The sequence below is a fragment of the Stenotrophomonas sp. P5_A9 genome, assembly GCF_056400525.1.
In genome coordinates this window covers 17,487-32,088 of the sequence record NZ_JBFULC010000048.1, presented here as the reverse complement: position 1 = coordinate 32,088, position 14,602 = coordinate 17,487, and the positions used below count along the sequence as shown (strand labels likewise).

The following is a 14,602-nucleotide window of genomic DNA, read 5'->3' as shown; positions in this document are numbered from 1 at the left end:
CGACGGGGGCGCGCGGTGCCGGTGGTGCGGCGACAGCGCCGGGCTTGGCGCCGGGGGCGGCGCCGCCGTGCAGCTGGTCGAGCAGCGCTTCGAATTCGTCTTCGCCGATCAGGCCGTCGTCGGTCTTCTTCGGTGGTGTCACCGCCGTCGGTGCGGCGCCGCCGTGCAGGGTGTCCAGCAGGGCTTCGAATTCGTCGTCGGTGATCAGCCCGTCGCTGCCGGGCGCGGCGGCGGCCGGTGCCGGCACCGCCGGGCCGTTGACGTCGAACTGCGCGATCAGCTCCGGCGGTGCATAGCCCGGCTCGGTGCCGGCGGCGACCGAATCGAGCATGGACTGCAGGTAATCCAGCGACTGCTGGGCCGCATCGAAATGATGGGCCTGCAGCACCGCCTTGCCCGAGCGCGCCATGCCCAGGGTTTCCTCGGCGGCGTGGCACAGCTCGACCATGGCCTGGATGCCGAGGAAGCCGGCACCGCCCTTGAGCGTGTGGAAACCGCGGAACACCGCGTTGAGCTGGTCACTGTCCTGGGGCGACTGCTCCAGCGACACCAGCTGTTCGCCGAGGCGATCCAGGATTTCCTGGGCCTCGAGGATGAAATCGGCAGCAATATCGTCTGGAACAGCACTCATGGTTTTACAGCCCCAAATCGGAAAGCAGGTCGTCAGCGTCGACCTGTGACACCTGGTGGCGATCCAGGCCGCTCACGGCCGGGCCGGCCAGGCCGTTGTCGCGCTTGTGCGCGTTGTCGTCCTGCGGTGGCAGGCCCAGCGCACCGAAGCCCTCATGCACGCGGCGCACGATGCCGACCACGCGGCGGATGATCTGCCCGGTGAGGTCCTGGTAGCTCTGGGTGAGCGCGATCTCGGTGAGGTTGTGGCGGATCTTGTCCAGCTGCTGGTCCTGGTCGGCCGTCAACCCGTTGGCGCGCAGCTGCTCGGTGAGCGCGCGGCATTCCTCGGCCAGATCCAGGGTGCGGTGGGTGGCCTGTTCGGTCATCGCCACCACGTGGTCCAGGCGCGCGCAGGCATCGTCCAGCTCGCCGGCTTCGCTGGGCAGGCTGGGCAGTTCGCCCAACGCCTGGCCCAGTTCGCGGGCGAGCCGGTTCAGCCCGGCCATCATCGGCTGGGTGCGCAGCGCGGCCAGCGCGTCGATTTCCCGACGCCAGCCGGCTTCATCGCCGCTTTCCAGCGCGGCCAGGGCATCCTGCAGGCGCTGCACCAGCGCCGATTTGTCGCGAAGGGTTTCCATCAGGCGCTCGCCGCCAGGCGTTCGAAGATCTTGCCCAGCTTTTCTTCCAGGGTCTGGGCGGTGAACGGCTTGATGATGTAGCCGTTGACGCCGGACTGGGCCGCTTCGATGATCTGCTCGCGCTTGGCTTCAGCGGTCACCATCAGCACCGGCAACGTCTTGAGCTTGGCGTCGGCACGGATCGCCTTGAGCAGGTCGATGCCGGTCATCACCGGCATGTTCCAGTCGGTGACCACGAAATCGAACGACTGGCTCTGCAACAGAGACAGTGCGGCATGCCCGTCCTCGGCTTCGGCCGTATTGGTGAAGCCCAGATCGCCCAGCAGGTTCTTGACGATACGACGCATGGTCGAGAAGTCGTCGACGATCAGGATACGCATGTTCTTGTTCAAAGCACTTTCCTCGGTATCAATGGTTCTCGAGGCCGGCGTCGGCCGCCTCGAAGATCTTCAGTCGGCCACGCAGGCGCAATACCGCCTGGCCGTGGATCTGGCAGACACGCGACTCGCTCACACCGAGTACCGCGCCGATCTCCTTCAGATTCAGTTCCTGCTCGTAGTACAGCGACAGCACCAGCTGTTCGCGTTCGGGCAGCAGCCCGATCGCATTGCCCAGCTCGCGGCCGAACTCGCCGCGTTCTAGCACCTGCTGCGGGGTCGGGCCGCCCTGGGCGACGGTGTCCAGCTCGCCCTGGTCTTCAATGCGGGACTCCAGGCTCAGCACCTGGCCGCGTGCGGCGTCTTCCATCAGCCGCAGGTAGTCGGGCAGGGGCATGTCCATCGCGGCGGCCACCTCGGTGGCGCTGGCGGCGCGGCCGGTACTCTGTTCCAGGCGACGGATGGTGGAAGCGGCATCGCGGGCACGGCGGTGCACCGAACGCGGCACCCAGTCGCCGCGTCGGATCTCGTCGATCATCGAGCCGCGGATGCGGATCGAGGCGTAGGTCTCGAACGAGGCGCCCTGGTCGGCATCGTAGCTGCGCGAAGCCTCGATCAGGCCCATCATGCCGGCCTGGATCAGGTCATCCACTTCCACGCTGGCCGGCAGGCGCGCGGCAAGGTGGTGGGCGATGCGTCGGACCAGGTCGGAGTGCTGTGCGATGCACTCGTTGGCGGCCGTGCGCTGGACTTCTTTGTATCTTGCGGCGCCTTTCATGCGGTCACCCCGCGTTGCTTGAGGATGCGTTCCAGGAAGAATTCGACCCCGCCACGTGGCTCGGTCGGTGCCTGCCAGCGGGCGGTGCGGCGGGCGATCTCGGTGATGGCCAGCGCGGCCGGGCTGGACGGGTAGGCCTTGACCACCGGCTGCTGGCGCTGCACCGACAGGCGCAGCCAGTCGTCCTGCGGCACGCAGCCGAGGTAGTTCAGCGACACATCGGCGAGGAACTTCTCGCAGACCCGGGTCAGTTTTTCGTACAGCACGCGGCCTTCGTTCGGGTCACGGACCATGTTGGCCACCACCTGGATGCGGTCTACGCCGCGCTCGCGCGAGAGCACTTTGATCAGCGCGTAGGCGTCGGTAATGGAGGCCGGCTCGTCGCAGACCACCACCACGGTATCCTGCGCGGCCTGGCAGAAGGTCAGCACGCCATCGGTGATGCCCGCGGCGGTGTCCACCACCATGAAGTCCAGCTCGCGCTCCAGTTCGGAGAACACGTTGACCAGGCCGACGTGTTCGGCCGGCTGCAGTTCGGCCATGTGGCGGCGACCGGACGCGGCCGGTACCACCAGTACGCCACCCGGGCCCTCCAGGATCACTTCTTCCAGGGTGCAGCGCCCGGCGACGAGGTCGGCCAGGGTCAGCTTGGGCTGCAGGCCCAGGATCACATCGATGTTGGCCAGCCCGAGGTCGGCATCCAGCAGCAGCGTGCGCTTGCCCATGTCGGCCAGCGCCACGGCCAGGTTGGCCGAGACGTTGGTCTTGCCCACGCCGCCCTTGCCGCCGGTGACGGCGATGGTGCGCACAGGGCCCAGCGGCTGGCTGCGGGTGGCAGACAGCGGGAAGGTCTTGGTCAGCTTGGCGTACTCACGCGACGGCATGGTTGAACTCCGGGTTGCAGGGCATATCGGCCGCGCGGCGCAAATCTTCAAGGCGAAGTACAAGATTGGCGGCACTGGCCCGGTGCAGGTCTTCGGGAACGTCCTGGCCATCGGTGACCCAGGTGATCGGCAGGCGGTGGTCCACGGCCACCGACAGGGCGGTGCCGAAGCGACCGGTTTCGTCCAGCTTGCTCAGCACCACGCCCTGCGGGTTGGCGGCGCTGAAGCGGCGGACAACCTCGTCCATGTCGCCGAAGCTGGTGTTGGCCGGCAGCACCAGCAGGGTGCGGATCTGCTCGGCGGCGCGCAGCCACTGCAGCTGGGCGGCCAAGGCGCGGTCACGCGGACCCAGCCCGGCGGTGTCGATCAGCACCAGCTTGTAGTCCTTCAGGCGCTCCAGCAGCCGGTTCAGGTCGCTGCCGCTGCTGGCCTCGTGCACGGCGATGCCAAGCTGGCGGCCGAAGCCGTACAGCTGCTCGCGGGCGCCGATGCGGCCGGTGTCGGTGGTGACCAGGGCAACGTCGCGGGCGGCGTGCTTCTCGGCGAAGCGCGAGGCCAGCTTGGCAATGGTGGTGGTCTTGCCGGCGCCGGTCGGGCCGACCAGGGCGATCACGCCGCCGGCCTCGAGCGGATCGACCGGGGCGATCGGCAGCTTCCTGGACAGCAGGCCCAGCATCAGCCCGCGGCCACGGTGGGCTTCGGTGTCCAGCGGAATCTGCATGGCCACGTCGCGGCTGATGCCGGCATCGAAGCCGTATTCGTCCATCAGGTCCAGCGCGGCGGCACGCACCGGCGCGCCGCGCAGGCGCTCGTCGGTGAAGCGGTGCATTTCGCGCTCGATGACCTGGCGCATGCCGGCCACTTCGTGGCGCAGCTGGCGGATCTCTTCGTCATCGCGCGGCACCATCATCAGTTCGGTGGTCACCGGCAGCGGCTGGGCCTGCGCCGGTTCGGCGGCGGCCAGCGGCGCCGGCGCCTGCAGCGCGGTCTCAACCGGCGGAGCCAGTACGGCAGGCACCGGGGTGGGCAAGGCCTCGACGATGGGGGCGGTCACGACCGGAGCGAGCTCGACCGGCACCGCCATGCTGACCGGCAGCGGCGGCATGGCCACCTGCGCGGCTGGCACATGCATCTGGAAGTGCGGCTCATCCTCCATCGGCGGATCGATGATGAAGCGGGCGCGGTTGATCGGGGCCGGTGCAGCGACGGCGGCCGGTGCAGCGACGGCGATCGCCACGGCGGGCTCGTCCTGCGCCATCGCAGCGGCAGCGGCCTGTTCGACATTGAAGGGGGCGAAGATCTGTTCCGGCAGCGACGATGCGGCCATCGACGGTGCGCTGGCGTGGGCCAGGGTGGCGGCGAAACCGCTGCTGCCGCGCGGCGGCACGATTTCGTTGGCCGAATCCAGGGTGCGACCGGTCGCGCCGACGGCGGCGCGGGCCAGGGCGGCCACGGCCGAGGTGGTGGCGGCCACCGGTTCCGGCGCGGCGGTGGCGGRCCTGCGACGGGTCACCGCGGCAATGACTGCATCGGCGGCATTGCGCGGACGCGGCACCGGCGGCGGCGCGACATCCTTGCGTGCCGCTTCCAGCGCACGCTGCACCGCGCCTTCGTCGTAGTTCGCCGCCGCCACGATCTCGACGCCTTCCTCGATCCGCCGGTTGGACAGGATCACCGCATCAGGACCATGTTCCTTGCGCACCAGGTTCATGGCCGAGCGCATATCGGAGGCGACGAAGCGTTTGATTTTCATGCTGTGGTACCGGGACTGGGGCGGCGGAGTAGTCGAAGGGAAGCGCTGGTTGTCGGTGGTCTGCACGGTCCGGGTTTCCCTTTATGTCCTGCTGCGTTGATATCGAATGGGGTGTGTCTGTTTTCTGGCGCGTTGCCGTCGGCGTTCCGGCGTCAGCTGATCGTGCCGACCAGCTTCAAGCGTTTGTCCTCGGGCACCTCGCTGTAGGCCAGCACCGACAGCGAGGGGACGCTGTGGCGCACCAGCCGTGCCAGCGCGGCACGTACCGGGCCGGGGACCAGCACGACCGCCGGCTCGTTCTTCGCTTCCTGCTTGCTGACACAATCGGCCAGACTTTGATGCAGTCGCTCGGCGAGTCCGGGTTCCAGTGCAGCGCCGTTGCCCTGTGTGGACTCCTGCAAGACGCGTTCCAGTTGCGGGTTGAGGGTGAACACCGGCAGCTCGGCCGACATCCCGGCGATCTCCTGCACGATGAAACGTCCCAGCGCGTTGCGCACCGCGGCGGTCAGTACCGTCGGGTCCTGGCTGACCGGCGCGTTCTCCACCAGCGACTCCACGATCTTGCGCAGCTGGCGGATCGGGATGCGCTCGATGAGCAGGTTCTGCAGCACGCGCACCACGGCCGACAGCGGCAGCGATTTGGGGGTGAGGTCTTCCACCAGCTTGGGCGCGCTCTTGGCCAGGTTGGCCAGCAGCTGCTGCACTTCCTCGTGGCCGAGCAGTTCCGGGGCGTGTTCGCGGATCAGGTGCGACAGGTGGGTGGCCACCACCGTGGCCGGATCGACCACCGTGTAGCCCATCGATTCGGCATGCGCACGCTGGTGCGGCTGGATCCAGGTGGCGTCCAGCCCGAAGGCGGGGTCCTTGCCGGCAATCCCCTCCAGCGTGCCCAGCGCGCTGCCCGGGTCCAGTGCCAGCTCGCGGTCGGGATGGATGTCGGCGGTGGCCACCGGCACGCCGTGGATCAGCAGGCGGTAGCCGCTGGCCGGCAGCTCCAGGTTGTCGCGGATGTGCACCGAGGGGATCAGGAAGCCGATGTCGTGGGTGAGCTTGCGGCGCACGCCCTTGATGCGCGCCATCAACTCGCCGCCCTGGTTCTTGTCCACCAGCGGGATCAGCCGGTAGCCCACTTCCAGGCCCAGCGGATCGACCGGGCGCAGTTCGTCCCAGGTCAGTTCGGCAGTGGGCGAGGGCGTGGCACCGGGCAGGCCCAGGGCGTCGCTGCGACCGGCGGCCGGGGTCTCGGCGGCACGTGCAGCGGCGTTGCTCTTTTTCCAGGCCTTCCAGGCCACGAAGCCCAGGATCGCGGCCAGCGTCAAGAAGGCGACGTTGGGCATGCCCGGGACCAGGCCGACCACGCCCATGATCGCCGCGGCGATGGTCAGTGCCCGGTACTGGCCGAACACCTGGCCCATCATGGCCTGGGCCATGTCCTGCGAGCGCGAGGCGCGGGTGACCAGCATCGCCACCGCCGAGGACACCAGCAGGGCGGGCAGCTGCGCCACCAGGCCGTCACCGATGGACAGCAGGGTGTAGGTTGCAGCGGCTTCGCCGAACGGCATGCCGTGCTGGAGCACGCCCACCGCCAGGCCGCCGAGCAGGTTGATGAACAGGATCAGGATGCCGGCGATGGCGTCGCCACGGATGAACTTGCTGGCACCGTCCATCGCACCGTAGAAGTCGGCTTCCTCGCGCACTTCCTCGCGCCGGGCTTTGGCCTCCTCGCGCGTCAGCAAACCGGCGTTGAGGTCGGCATCGATGGCCATCTGCTTGCCGGGCATGGCATCGAGGATGAAGCGGGCGGTCACTTCGGACACGCGCCCGGCGCCCTTGGTGATGACCACGAAGTTGATGATGGTCAGGATCGCGAACACCACGATGCCGACGGCGTAGTTGCCGCCGATCACGAACTCGCCGAAGGCGGCGATCACCTTGCCGGCTGCCTCGTGGCCGTTCTGGCCGTTGAGCAGGATCACGCGGGTGGAGGCCACGTTCAGCGCCAGCCGCAGCATGGTGGTGATCAGCAGCACGATCGGGAAGATGGTGAAGTCCAGCGGCCGCTTCACGTACACCACCGCCAGCAGCACCATCAGCGAGATGGCGATGTTGAAGGTGAACAGCGCGTCCAGCACCGGCGCTGCCAGCGGCACCACCACCATGGCCAGCAGCGCCAGCACGATCAGTGGCGCGCCCAGGCCGTTGCGGATCATGTCCAGGGCCTTGCGCGCGTTCATGCCGGCGCTGGCGGGCTGCGCGCTCATGGGCGGCCTCCCTTGCCGAATTCATCCACATCGATGCTGGGCGCAGCCGGCATCGGCCCGCCGCGCCAGGTGCGCAGCTGGTACACGTAGGACAGAACCTGGGCCACGGCCGAATACAGTCTCACGGGAATTTCCTTTCCAAGTTGACCTTCCCGATACAAGGCGCGTGCCAAAGGCGGGGCGGAGACGATGGCGACCTTGTTGCCGTCGGCCACTTCACGAATGCGCAGGGCGGTTTCGTCCACGCCCAGGGCCACCACGGTGGGGGCGCCCATCTTGCCGCCCTCGTATTTGAGGGCCACCGCGTAGTGGGTGGGGTTGACCACCACCACGTCGGCGGTGGGCACCGCTTCCATCATCCGGCGGTTGGACAGCTGCTGCTGCAGCTGGCGGATGCGGCCCTTCACCTCGGGGCTGCCTTCGCTTTCCTTCATTTCCCGGCGCAGCTCTTCCCGGGTCATCTTGAGCTTGCGCATCCAGTTCCAGCGCTGGTACGGCGCATCGATGGCGGCCAGCAGCATCATGGCCCCGCCGGTGGCCAGCATCAGCTTCAGGGTGAAGCCCAGGCCGTGCACCATGGCCGCTTCCAGGGGCTGGTTGAGCAGGTCGCGCAGCGGGCGGATGCCGTGCCACACCACCAGCCCGGCGGCGGTGCCGACAAAGGCGATGCGCAGCAGCGACTTGGTGAATTCGGCGATCGCCTCCGGGCCGTACAGGCGCTTCAGCCCGGCCATCGGGCTGAGCCGGGTCAGGTCGGGCATCAGCGACTTGTTGGACCAGCGCAGCCCGCCCATCACCACCGGCGCCAGGAAACTGGCCAGCAGGCAGATCAGCACCAGTGGCCACATCGCCAGCAGCAACTGCAGCAGCAACTGGCCGAAGTGGCCAAACAGCGCCTGCGGGTGCATGCGCAGCCCCGGCTCCGGGCTCAGTGCCAGCTTCATCCACTCCTTGGCGCCATTGCTGATACTGCCCGAGTAGGCCATCAGGGCCAGCACGCCGGCACCGAACACCGCCGCGGTGGCCAACTCCCGCGAACGCGGGATATTGCCCTGCTCGCGGGCGTCGCGCAGGCGTTTTTCGGTAGGGAGCTCGGTCTTTTCGCCGGCTTGTTCGTTTTCGGACATGGGCTGCACGACACGGGGGGATTACCCGGGTAGTGCAAGAACCGTTCCGTGACGGGGGCCGGCCACCCACGGCCGCGCGCGATCCGGGTAGTGCCGGCCGCTGGCCGGCTCAAGGCGATGCCTCAAAGTTCCATGGACAATCAGCCAGCGGCCGGGACCGATCCTGGCGCGCTGGTTGCCTGCCGCCGGCTGAGTTCAATGGTCATGCCAACCTCGAACGCTTGCCGAGGATCGGCAGTCCGCTGCCGCGCGACCCTACCGGCGGCTGGCGCCTGCGGCGTTGCCGGTAGCGCCAGCCGCGACCTCCACCCGCGGTCGTGGATGGTCGTGCAGCTGCATGAAGCGTTCCGGGTCCACCGGGCGCCCCAGCAGGTAGCCCTGCAGGTAATCACAGCCCAGCCGCTCCAGATACGCGCGCTGCCCGGCGGTTTCCACGCCTTCGGCCACGATGTCCATGTCCAGCGCGTGGCCGAGGGCGACGATGGCCGAGACGATCACCACGTCCTCGGAGCTGTTTTCCAGGTCGCGCACGAAGGCGTGGTCGATCTTGATCTCGGTGGCGGGCAGTCGCTTGAGGTAGAGCAGGCTGGAATAGCCGGTGCCGAAGTCGTCGATGGAGATGCCCACGCCCAGGCTGGCCATCGCCTGCAGCAGCTTGAGGCTGGCGTCGGTGTCRCGCATGACCGTGCTTTCGGTGATTTCCAGCACCAGCCGGCGCGGCTCCAGTCGGTGTTTCTTGAGTACCTCGCGCACTTCCTGCAGCAGGTGCGGCGCGCTGAACTGGATCGGCGACAGATTCACCGACACCGTCCAGCTTTCGTGACCGGCGTTCTGCCACTGGCGCAGCTGGCGGCAGGCTTCGTCCAGCGCCCAGCGGCCGATTTCGTTGATGACGCCGCTGCGTTCGGCCAGGCGGATGAAACGGTCCGGGGGAATCAGGCCCTGTTGCGGGTGATGCCAGCGGATCAGTGCTTCGGCACCGCTGACGCCGTGGCCGGCGACGCGGATCTTGGGCTGGTAATGCAGGAACAGCTGCTCGGTGCCGATCGCCCGGCGCAGGTCGGCCAGCAGCTGGAACTGCTGCTCGGCGCTGTCGTTCATCCAGTCGGCAAATACCGCGTAGGCGTTGCGCCCGGCTTCCTTGGCCTGGTACATCGCCGCGTCGGCAAAGGCCATCAGCTGGCGTTCGCTGGCGGCATGGTCGGGGCAGATGGCGATGCCGATGCTCGCGGTGACCTGCAGATCGTGGTCGGGCAGCAACGGGCCGCCACCCACGGTCTGGATGATGCGGCTGGCCAGGGTGGCGATGTCCTCGTCATTGTCGATGCGCACCACCAGCACGAACTCGTCGCCGCCGAGCCGGGCCAGCACGTCCGAGGGGCGCAGCAGCTGGCGGGTGCGCTCGGCCACGGCCACCAGCAGCGCGTCGCCGGTCTGGTGACCGTAGGCGTCGTTGACCTGCTTGAAGCCGTCCAGGTCCATGAACATCACCGCGAAGCGGCTGCCGCGCTGCTCGGCCTCGGCCAGGGCCTGCTCGATGCGCTGCTGCAGCAGCAGCCGGTTCGGCAGGCGGGTCAGGGGGTCGTGCAGGGCGGCCTGGGTGAGTTCGGCCTGGGCGACGTCCAGCGAACTGCGCAGTGTGTCGTTGCGCAGCCGTAGCAGCTGCGCCTGCATGCGTTGGTCCAGCCAGGACACGATCAGCACCACGGCCAGGATCGCCGTGGTGAGCACCAGCACCAGCGCGGCCAGCCACTGCGCCTGCAGGCCATCGCCGGCGGCGGCGCCGCAGATGCTGTCGGCCGGGAAGCGTGCGGCGGCCATGCCGGTGTAGTGCATGCCGACAATGGCGCTGCCCAGCAGCACGGCCGGCATCAGCCGGTGGCGCATGCGGCGCTGGCTGTGGCGCAGCCGGAAGGCAACGAACAGCGCGGTCCACGAGGCCGCCAGCGAGATCAGCAGCGACGCGGTGACCCAGCCGGGGTGGTAATCGATGCCCGGCTGCATGCGCATCGCCGCCATGCCCAGGTAGTGCATCGAGGCGATGCCGCTGCCCATCAGCAGCGCGCCCAGCGCCAGCCGCGAGTGCGGCAGGGTGGGGCGTGACACCAGCCACAGCGCGAAGATCGAGGAGGCCATCGCGGCCAGCAGCGACACTGCGGTCCAGCCCAGGTCGTAGCCCAGTGGGATGGGCAGGCGGAAGGCGAGCATGCCGATGAAGTGCATCGACCAGATGCCCAGCCCCATCGCGCAGCCACCGCCGAACAGCCACAAGGTGCTCAACCGCGCGCTGGGCGCGGTGGTGATCCGATTGGCCATGTCCAGCGCGGTGAACGACGCGAGCATGGCGACCAGCAGCGAAACCACGACCAACCACGGTGTGTAGCTGCCGTCGAGCATCGATGACTCTCCTTGGTCCGCACATCTGCAATGGCGTTGGGCATGCAGGCCGCACGTGCCTTTCCCCGGCGTGTGCGGCTCCCGGCCCCGGAACGCGGGCGGTGGCTACAGCCTACCGCCAACGATGGGGGGGAGAGCAAGTGTCCGCGCACACTTTTTCGTGAGGGCGGGGTGAATCAGCGGGTCACGCCGTCGGCGGCCTGGAAGGCGGCATCGAACAGGCGTTGCACGGGCGGGCCCATTTCGCCGGCCAGGACGGTGAGCAGGAACAGGCCCAGCAGCAGGGCCACCGGCAGGCCCAGCTGGATCGGGTTCAACGCCGGCGCCGCGCGCGCGAGCACGCCGAAGGCCAGGTTGATCGCCAGCATCGCCACCGTCAACGGCAGGGCCAGGCCGAGCGCGCCACGGAACACCTGCAGCGCGAAGGTCGGCGCCGCGCTGAGGAAGGCATCGATATCCGGCAGCGATGCACCGATCGGCACCGCCTTGTAGCTGTCCATCAACAGCGAGATCAGCGCCAGGTGGCCGTTGCTGCTGAAGAACAGCAGGCCGAACAGCAGGTAGAACCACTGCCCGATCACGCCCGAGCTGCCGCCGCGCAGCGGATCGCTCATCTGCGCGAAGGCCAGGCCGGTGCCCTGGGCGACCAGTTCGCCGGCCATCGCGCCGGCCTCGAACACCAGCCGCAGCAGGAAGCCGATCGACACGCCGATCGCCAGCTCGCGTGCGATGCCCAGCACGGTGGCCGCATCAAAACCGGTCCACGCCGGCACCGGCGGCAGCATCGGCGACAACGCCACGGCCAGCGCGCCGGCCAGCACCACGCGCACCCGTGACGGCACCGCACGCGTGCCGATCAAGGGCATGGCCATGATCATCGCGCCGATGCGCAGCATGGTCCACAGGATGGTGCCGATCATGCCGAAGGCCTGCAGGCCGTCGGCTGCCATCTGGGTGGCAGAATCCATCGTTGCTACCCGATCAGGTGGGGAATGCGCTGGAACAGCAGCGTGGTGTATTCCACCAGCTGGCCGAGCAGCAGGCTGCCGAGCGCGAACAGCACCGCGGTGAGTGCGGCGGCCTTGGCGACGAAGGCAATGGTCGGCTCGTTGAGCTGGGTGGCGGCCTGCACCACGCCGACCACCACGCCGACGATCAGCACGGTGAGCAGCAGCGGCCCGGCCACCCACAGCACCACGATCAGGCCACCACGCAGTTCGGTCAGGGCAAGTTCGGGCGTCATGTCACTGCACCGCGTTGAAGCTGGCCGCCAGGGTTCCGACCACCAGCACCCAGCCATCGACCAGCACGAACAGCAGGATCTTGAACGGTGCCGAGACCAGCATCGGCGACAGCATCATCATGCCCATCGACATCAGCACGCTGGCCACGACCAGGTCGATGATCACGAACGGAATGAAGATCAGGAAGCCGATTTCAAACGCGGTCTTCAGCTCGCTGGTGACGAAGGAGGCCACCAGCACCGGGAACGGAATCGCGTCCGGGCCGGAGTAGGTGCCGTGCCCGGCCATGCCGGCAAAGGTCATCAGGTCGGTCTCGCGGATCTGCGCCAGCATGAAGGCACGCAGCGGCGCGGTGGTCAGTGTCCAGGCGGTCTGGAAGTCGATCTCGCCGTTGAGGTAGGGCGCCATGCCGCTGCCCCAGGCCTTCTGCCAGACCGGCAGCATCACCATCGCGGTGAGGAACAGGGCCAGGCCCAGCAGCACTTGGTTGGAGGGGGTCTGGCCGGTGCCCAGCGCCTGGCGCAGCAGGCCCAGCACGATGATGATGCGGGTGAAGGCGGTCAGCACCAGCAGCATCGACGGGATCAGGGTGATCGCGGTCATCAGCAGCAGGGTCTGCAGCGGCAGGCTGACCGCCTGGCCGCCGATCTTGCCGACATTCACGTCCGGCAGCGACGGGGTGCCGGGCAGGCCGGGGGCGGCCATCGCCAGCGCGGGCAGCGCGCACAGCAGCAGGGTCAGCAGCAACGGCAGGTAACGGGTCCAGGAGGCGTTCGGGCCACGCATGATCAGGGTTCCTTGCGCAGCCGCTGTTGCAGCAGCTGGGCGAAATTCGGGAGGCTTTTGAAGTCGGGCAGGCGTGCCGGGACCGGCGTCGGCAGCGCTTCGGGCAGGTGGTGCAGGGTGTTGATGCCACCGGCGGTGACGCCCAGCAGCAGCTGCTCACCGTTGACCTCCACCACCACCACGCGCTCCTTGGCGCCCACGTTGAGGCTGGCCACCACGCGCAGGCCCTCGGCCGGGCGGAAGCCGCTGCCGGGCATGCGCTTGAGCAGCCAGCCCAGGCCGACGATCAAGGCCAGCACCGCCAGCAGCGCCAGCACCGCACCGAACATGCTCGGTGCGGCGGCCGCGTGCTGGCCGACCTTGGCTGCCGGCGTGCCGGCGGCGATGAGCAGCGATGCGATCAACGCAGTCTCCGGATCCGTTCGCTGGGGCTGACCACATCGGTGAGACGCACGCCGAAGCGATCGTTGATGACCACCACTTCGCCATGCGCGATCAGGGTGCCATTGACGAACACGTCCAGCGATTCGCCCGCGCCGCGTTCCAGTTCCACCACCGAGCCCTGGTTGAGCTGCAGCAGGTTGCGGATCGGCAGGCGCGCGCGGCCCACTTCCAGCGACAGCGTCACCGGCACGTCCAGGATCACATCCAGGTTGAGCTCGTCGCCGATCGAGGTGTCGTCGGATTGCAGCTGGGTGAACTGCGCCGGTGCCGGTTCGTTGGTGTCGATATCGTTCATTGCGGGTCTTCCTGCAGTACGGGAGCACGCGGGCGGGTGCCCGGCGGATGGGTGGCGGTGATCTTCACCGCGTTGAAACCGTTGGCGACGCCGAACTCACCGGTGAACACCGGGACGTTCTCCACACACACCGGCACCTGTTTGGGCAGCTCGATCGGAAGTACGTCGCCGATCTTCAACCGGGTCAGCTCACGCAGGCTCATGCGTTTGGTGGCCAGCACGCTGGACAGGGTGACTTCGGCGACGTTGAGCTGTTCGCGCAGCATCACGCCCCAGCTGGCATCGCGGTCGTTTCGGTCGCTCTGGATGCCGGCATCGAGCAGCTCGCGGATCGGCTCGAGCATCGAGTAGGGCAGGGTGACGTGGATGTCGCCGCCACCGCCGTCGAGTTCGACGTGCAGGCGGCACACCACCACGTACTCGCGCGGGGTGACGATGTTGGCGAAGTGCGGGTTGATCTCGGAGTTGATGTACTCCAGTTCCACGTCCATCACCGGCGCCCAGGCTTCCTGCAGGTCGGCGAAGGTCTGCTTGAGCAGCAGGTGGATGACGCGCATTTCGGTCGCGGTGAATTCGCGGCCTTCGATGCGGGTCGGATAGCGTCCGTCGCCGCCGAAGAAGTTGTCGACGATGGCGAACACCAGCGTGGGTTCGAACACGATCAGCCCGGTGCCGCGCAGCGGCTTGAAGCGGATCAGATTGAGGTTGGTCGGCACGTACAGCGAGTGCATGTAGTCGTTGAACTTGATCAGCTCGATGCCGCGCACCGACAGCTCGGCCGAGCGCCGGATCAGGTTGAACAGGCCAATCCGCCACAAACGCGCGAAGCGCTCGTTGACCATCTCCAGGGTCGGCATGCGCCCACGGATGATGCGGTCCTGGCTGGCGAAATCGTAATTGCGCGCCTCGCCGGGGGTGGGGGCATCCACATCGGTTTCGACCGCACCCGAATCCACGCCATGCAACAGCGCATCGATCTCGTCCTGGGAAAGCAGGTCATTCATGG

Annotated in this window: 15 protein-coding genes; all 15 read right to left on the bottom strand. The window is 68.0% G+C overall.

Features of this window, described 5'->3' with window-relative positions; translation table 11 throughout:
• Positions 1-631, bottom strand: a 631-nt coding sequence (locus AC1DR7_RS14985; RefSeq protein WP_478076537.1) for an Hpt domain-containing protein, incomplete at its 3' end; no start/stop codon positions are given.
• A gap of 4 nt (positions 632-635) precedes the next feature.
• Positions 636-1,250: a protein phosphatase CheZ gene (locus AC1DR7_RS14980; protein ID WP_256776951.1), complete on the bottom strand. Its 615-nt coding sequence runs from the start codon at positions 1,248-1,250 to the stop codon at positions 636-638.
• A complete protein-coding gene (gene cheY, locus AC1DR7_RS14975; RefSeq protein WP_256776952.1) occupies positions 1,250-1,642 on the bottom strand; it encodes a chemotaxis response regulator CheY in 393 nt (130 codons plus the stop codon). The genes AC1DR7_RS14980 and cheY overlap by 1 nt, the downstream gene beginning before the upstream one ends.
• A gap of 16 nt (positions 1,643-1,658) precedes the next feature.
• Positions 1,659-2,405: an RNA polymerase sigma factor FliA gene (locus AC1DR7_RS14970; RefSeq protein ID WP_256776953.1), complete on the bottom strand. Its 747-nt coding sequence runs from the start codon at positions 2,403-2,405 to the stop codon at positions 1,659-1,661.
• Positions 2,402-3,289, bottom strand: a complete 888-nt coding sequence (locus AC1DR7_RS14965) for a MinD/ParA family ATP-binding protein (protein WP_256776954.1) — start codon at positions 3,287-3,289, stop codon at positions 2,402-2,404. Before AC1DR7_RS14965 ends, AC1DR7_RS14970 begins: the two co-directional genes overlap by 4 nt.
• Entirely contained in the window at positions 3,276-5,042 is a 1,767-nt protein-coding gene (locus AC1DR7_RS14960) for an AAA family ATPase (protein WP_478076536.1), read from the bottom strand. The genes AC1DR7_RS14965 and AC1DR7_RS14960 overlap by 14 nt, the downstream gene beginning before the upstream one ends.
• A gap of 152 nt (positions 5,043-5,194) precedes the next feature.
• Positions 5,195-7,303: a flagellar biosynthesis protein FlhA gene (flhA, locus tag AC1DR7_RS14955; protein WP_478051152.1), complete on the bottom strand. Its 2,109-nt coding sequence runs from the start codon at positions 7,301-7,303 to the stop codon at positions 5,195-5,197.
• Positions 7,300-8,430, bottom strand: coding sequence for a flagellar biosynthesis protein FlhB (gene flhB / locus AC1DR7_RS14950; protein ID WP_478052807.1), 1,131 nt, complete (start codon positions 8,428-8,430; stop codon positions 7,300-7,302). Before flhB ends, flhA begins: the two co-directional genes overlap by 4 nt.
• Before the next feature lie 255 nt (positions 8,431-8,685).
• A complete protein-coding gene (locus tag AC1DR7_RS14945) occupies positions 8,686-10,827 on the bottom strand; it encodes a putative bifunctional diguanylate cyclase/phosphodiesterase (RefSeq protein WP_457318584.1) in 2,142 nt (713 codons plus the stop codon).
• Between the two features lie 176 nt (positions 10,828-11,003).
• On the bottom strand, positions 11,004-11,795 hold the full coding sequence (gene fliR / locus AC1DR7_RS14940) for a flagellar biosynthetic protein FliR (protein WP_256776958.1): 792 nt from the start codon (positions 11,793-11,795) through the stop codon (positions 11,004-11,006).
• A gap of 5 nt (positions 11,796-11,800) precedes the next feature.
• Positions 11,801-12,070, bottom strand: coding sequence for a flagellar biosynthetic protein FliQ (locus tag AC1DR7_RS14935; RefSeq protein WP_256776959.1), 270 nt, complete (start codon positions 12,068-12,070; stop codon positions 11,801-11,803).
• Between the two features lies 1 nt (position 12,071).
• Entirely contained in the window at positions 12,072-12,857 is a 786-nt protein-coding gene (gene fliP, locus AC1DR7_RS14930) for a flagellar type III secretion system pore protein FliP (RefSeq protein ID WP_457318582.1), read from the bottom strand.
• A gap of 2 nt (positions 12,858-12,859) precedes the next feature.
• Positions 12,860-13,261: a flagellar biosynthetic protein FliO gene (gene fliO, locus AC1DR7_RS14925; protein WP_457318581.1), complete on the bottom strand. Its 402-nt coding sequence runs from the start codon at positions 13,259-13,261 to the stop codon at positions 12,860-12,862.
• The gene (fliN, locus tag AC1DR7_RS14920) at positions 13,258-13,596 is read right to left on the bottom strand and encodes a flagellar motor switch protein FliN (RefSeq protein ID WP_256776962.1); all 339 of its coding nucleotides are present in this window, start codon (positions 13,594-13,596) and stop codon (positions 13,258-13,260) included. Before fliN ends, fliO begins: the two co-directional genes overlap by 4 nt.
• On the bottom strand, positions 13,593-14,600 hold the full coding sequence (fliM, locus tag AC1DR7_RS14915; RefSeq protein ID WP_256776963.1) for a flagellar motor switch protein FliM: 1,008 nt from the start codon (positions 14,598-14,600) through the stop codon (positions 13,593-13,595). Before fliM ends, fliN begins: the two co-directional genes overlap by 4 nt.
• Positions 14,601-14,602 lie beyond the last annotated feature (2 nt).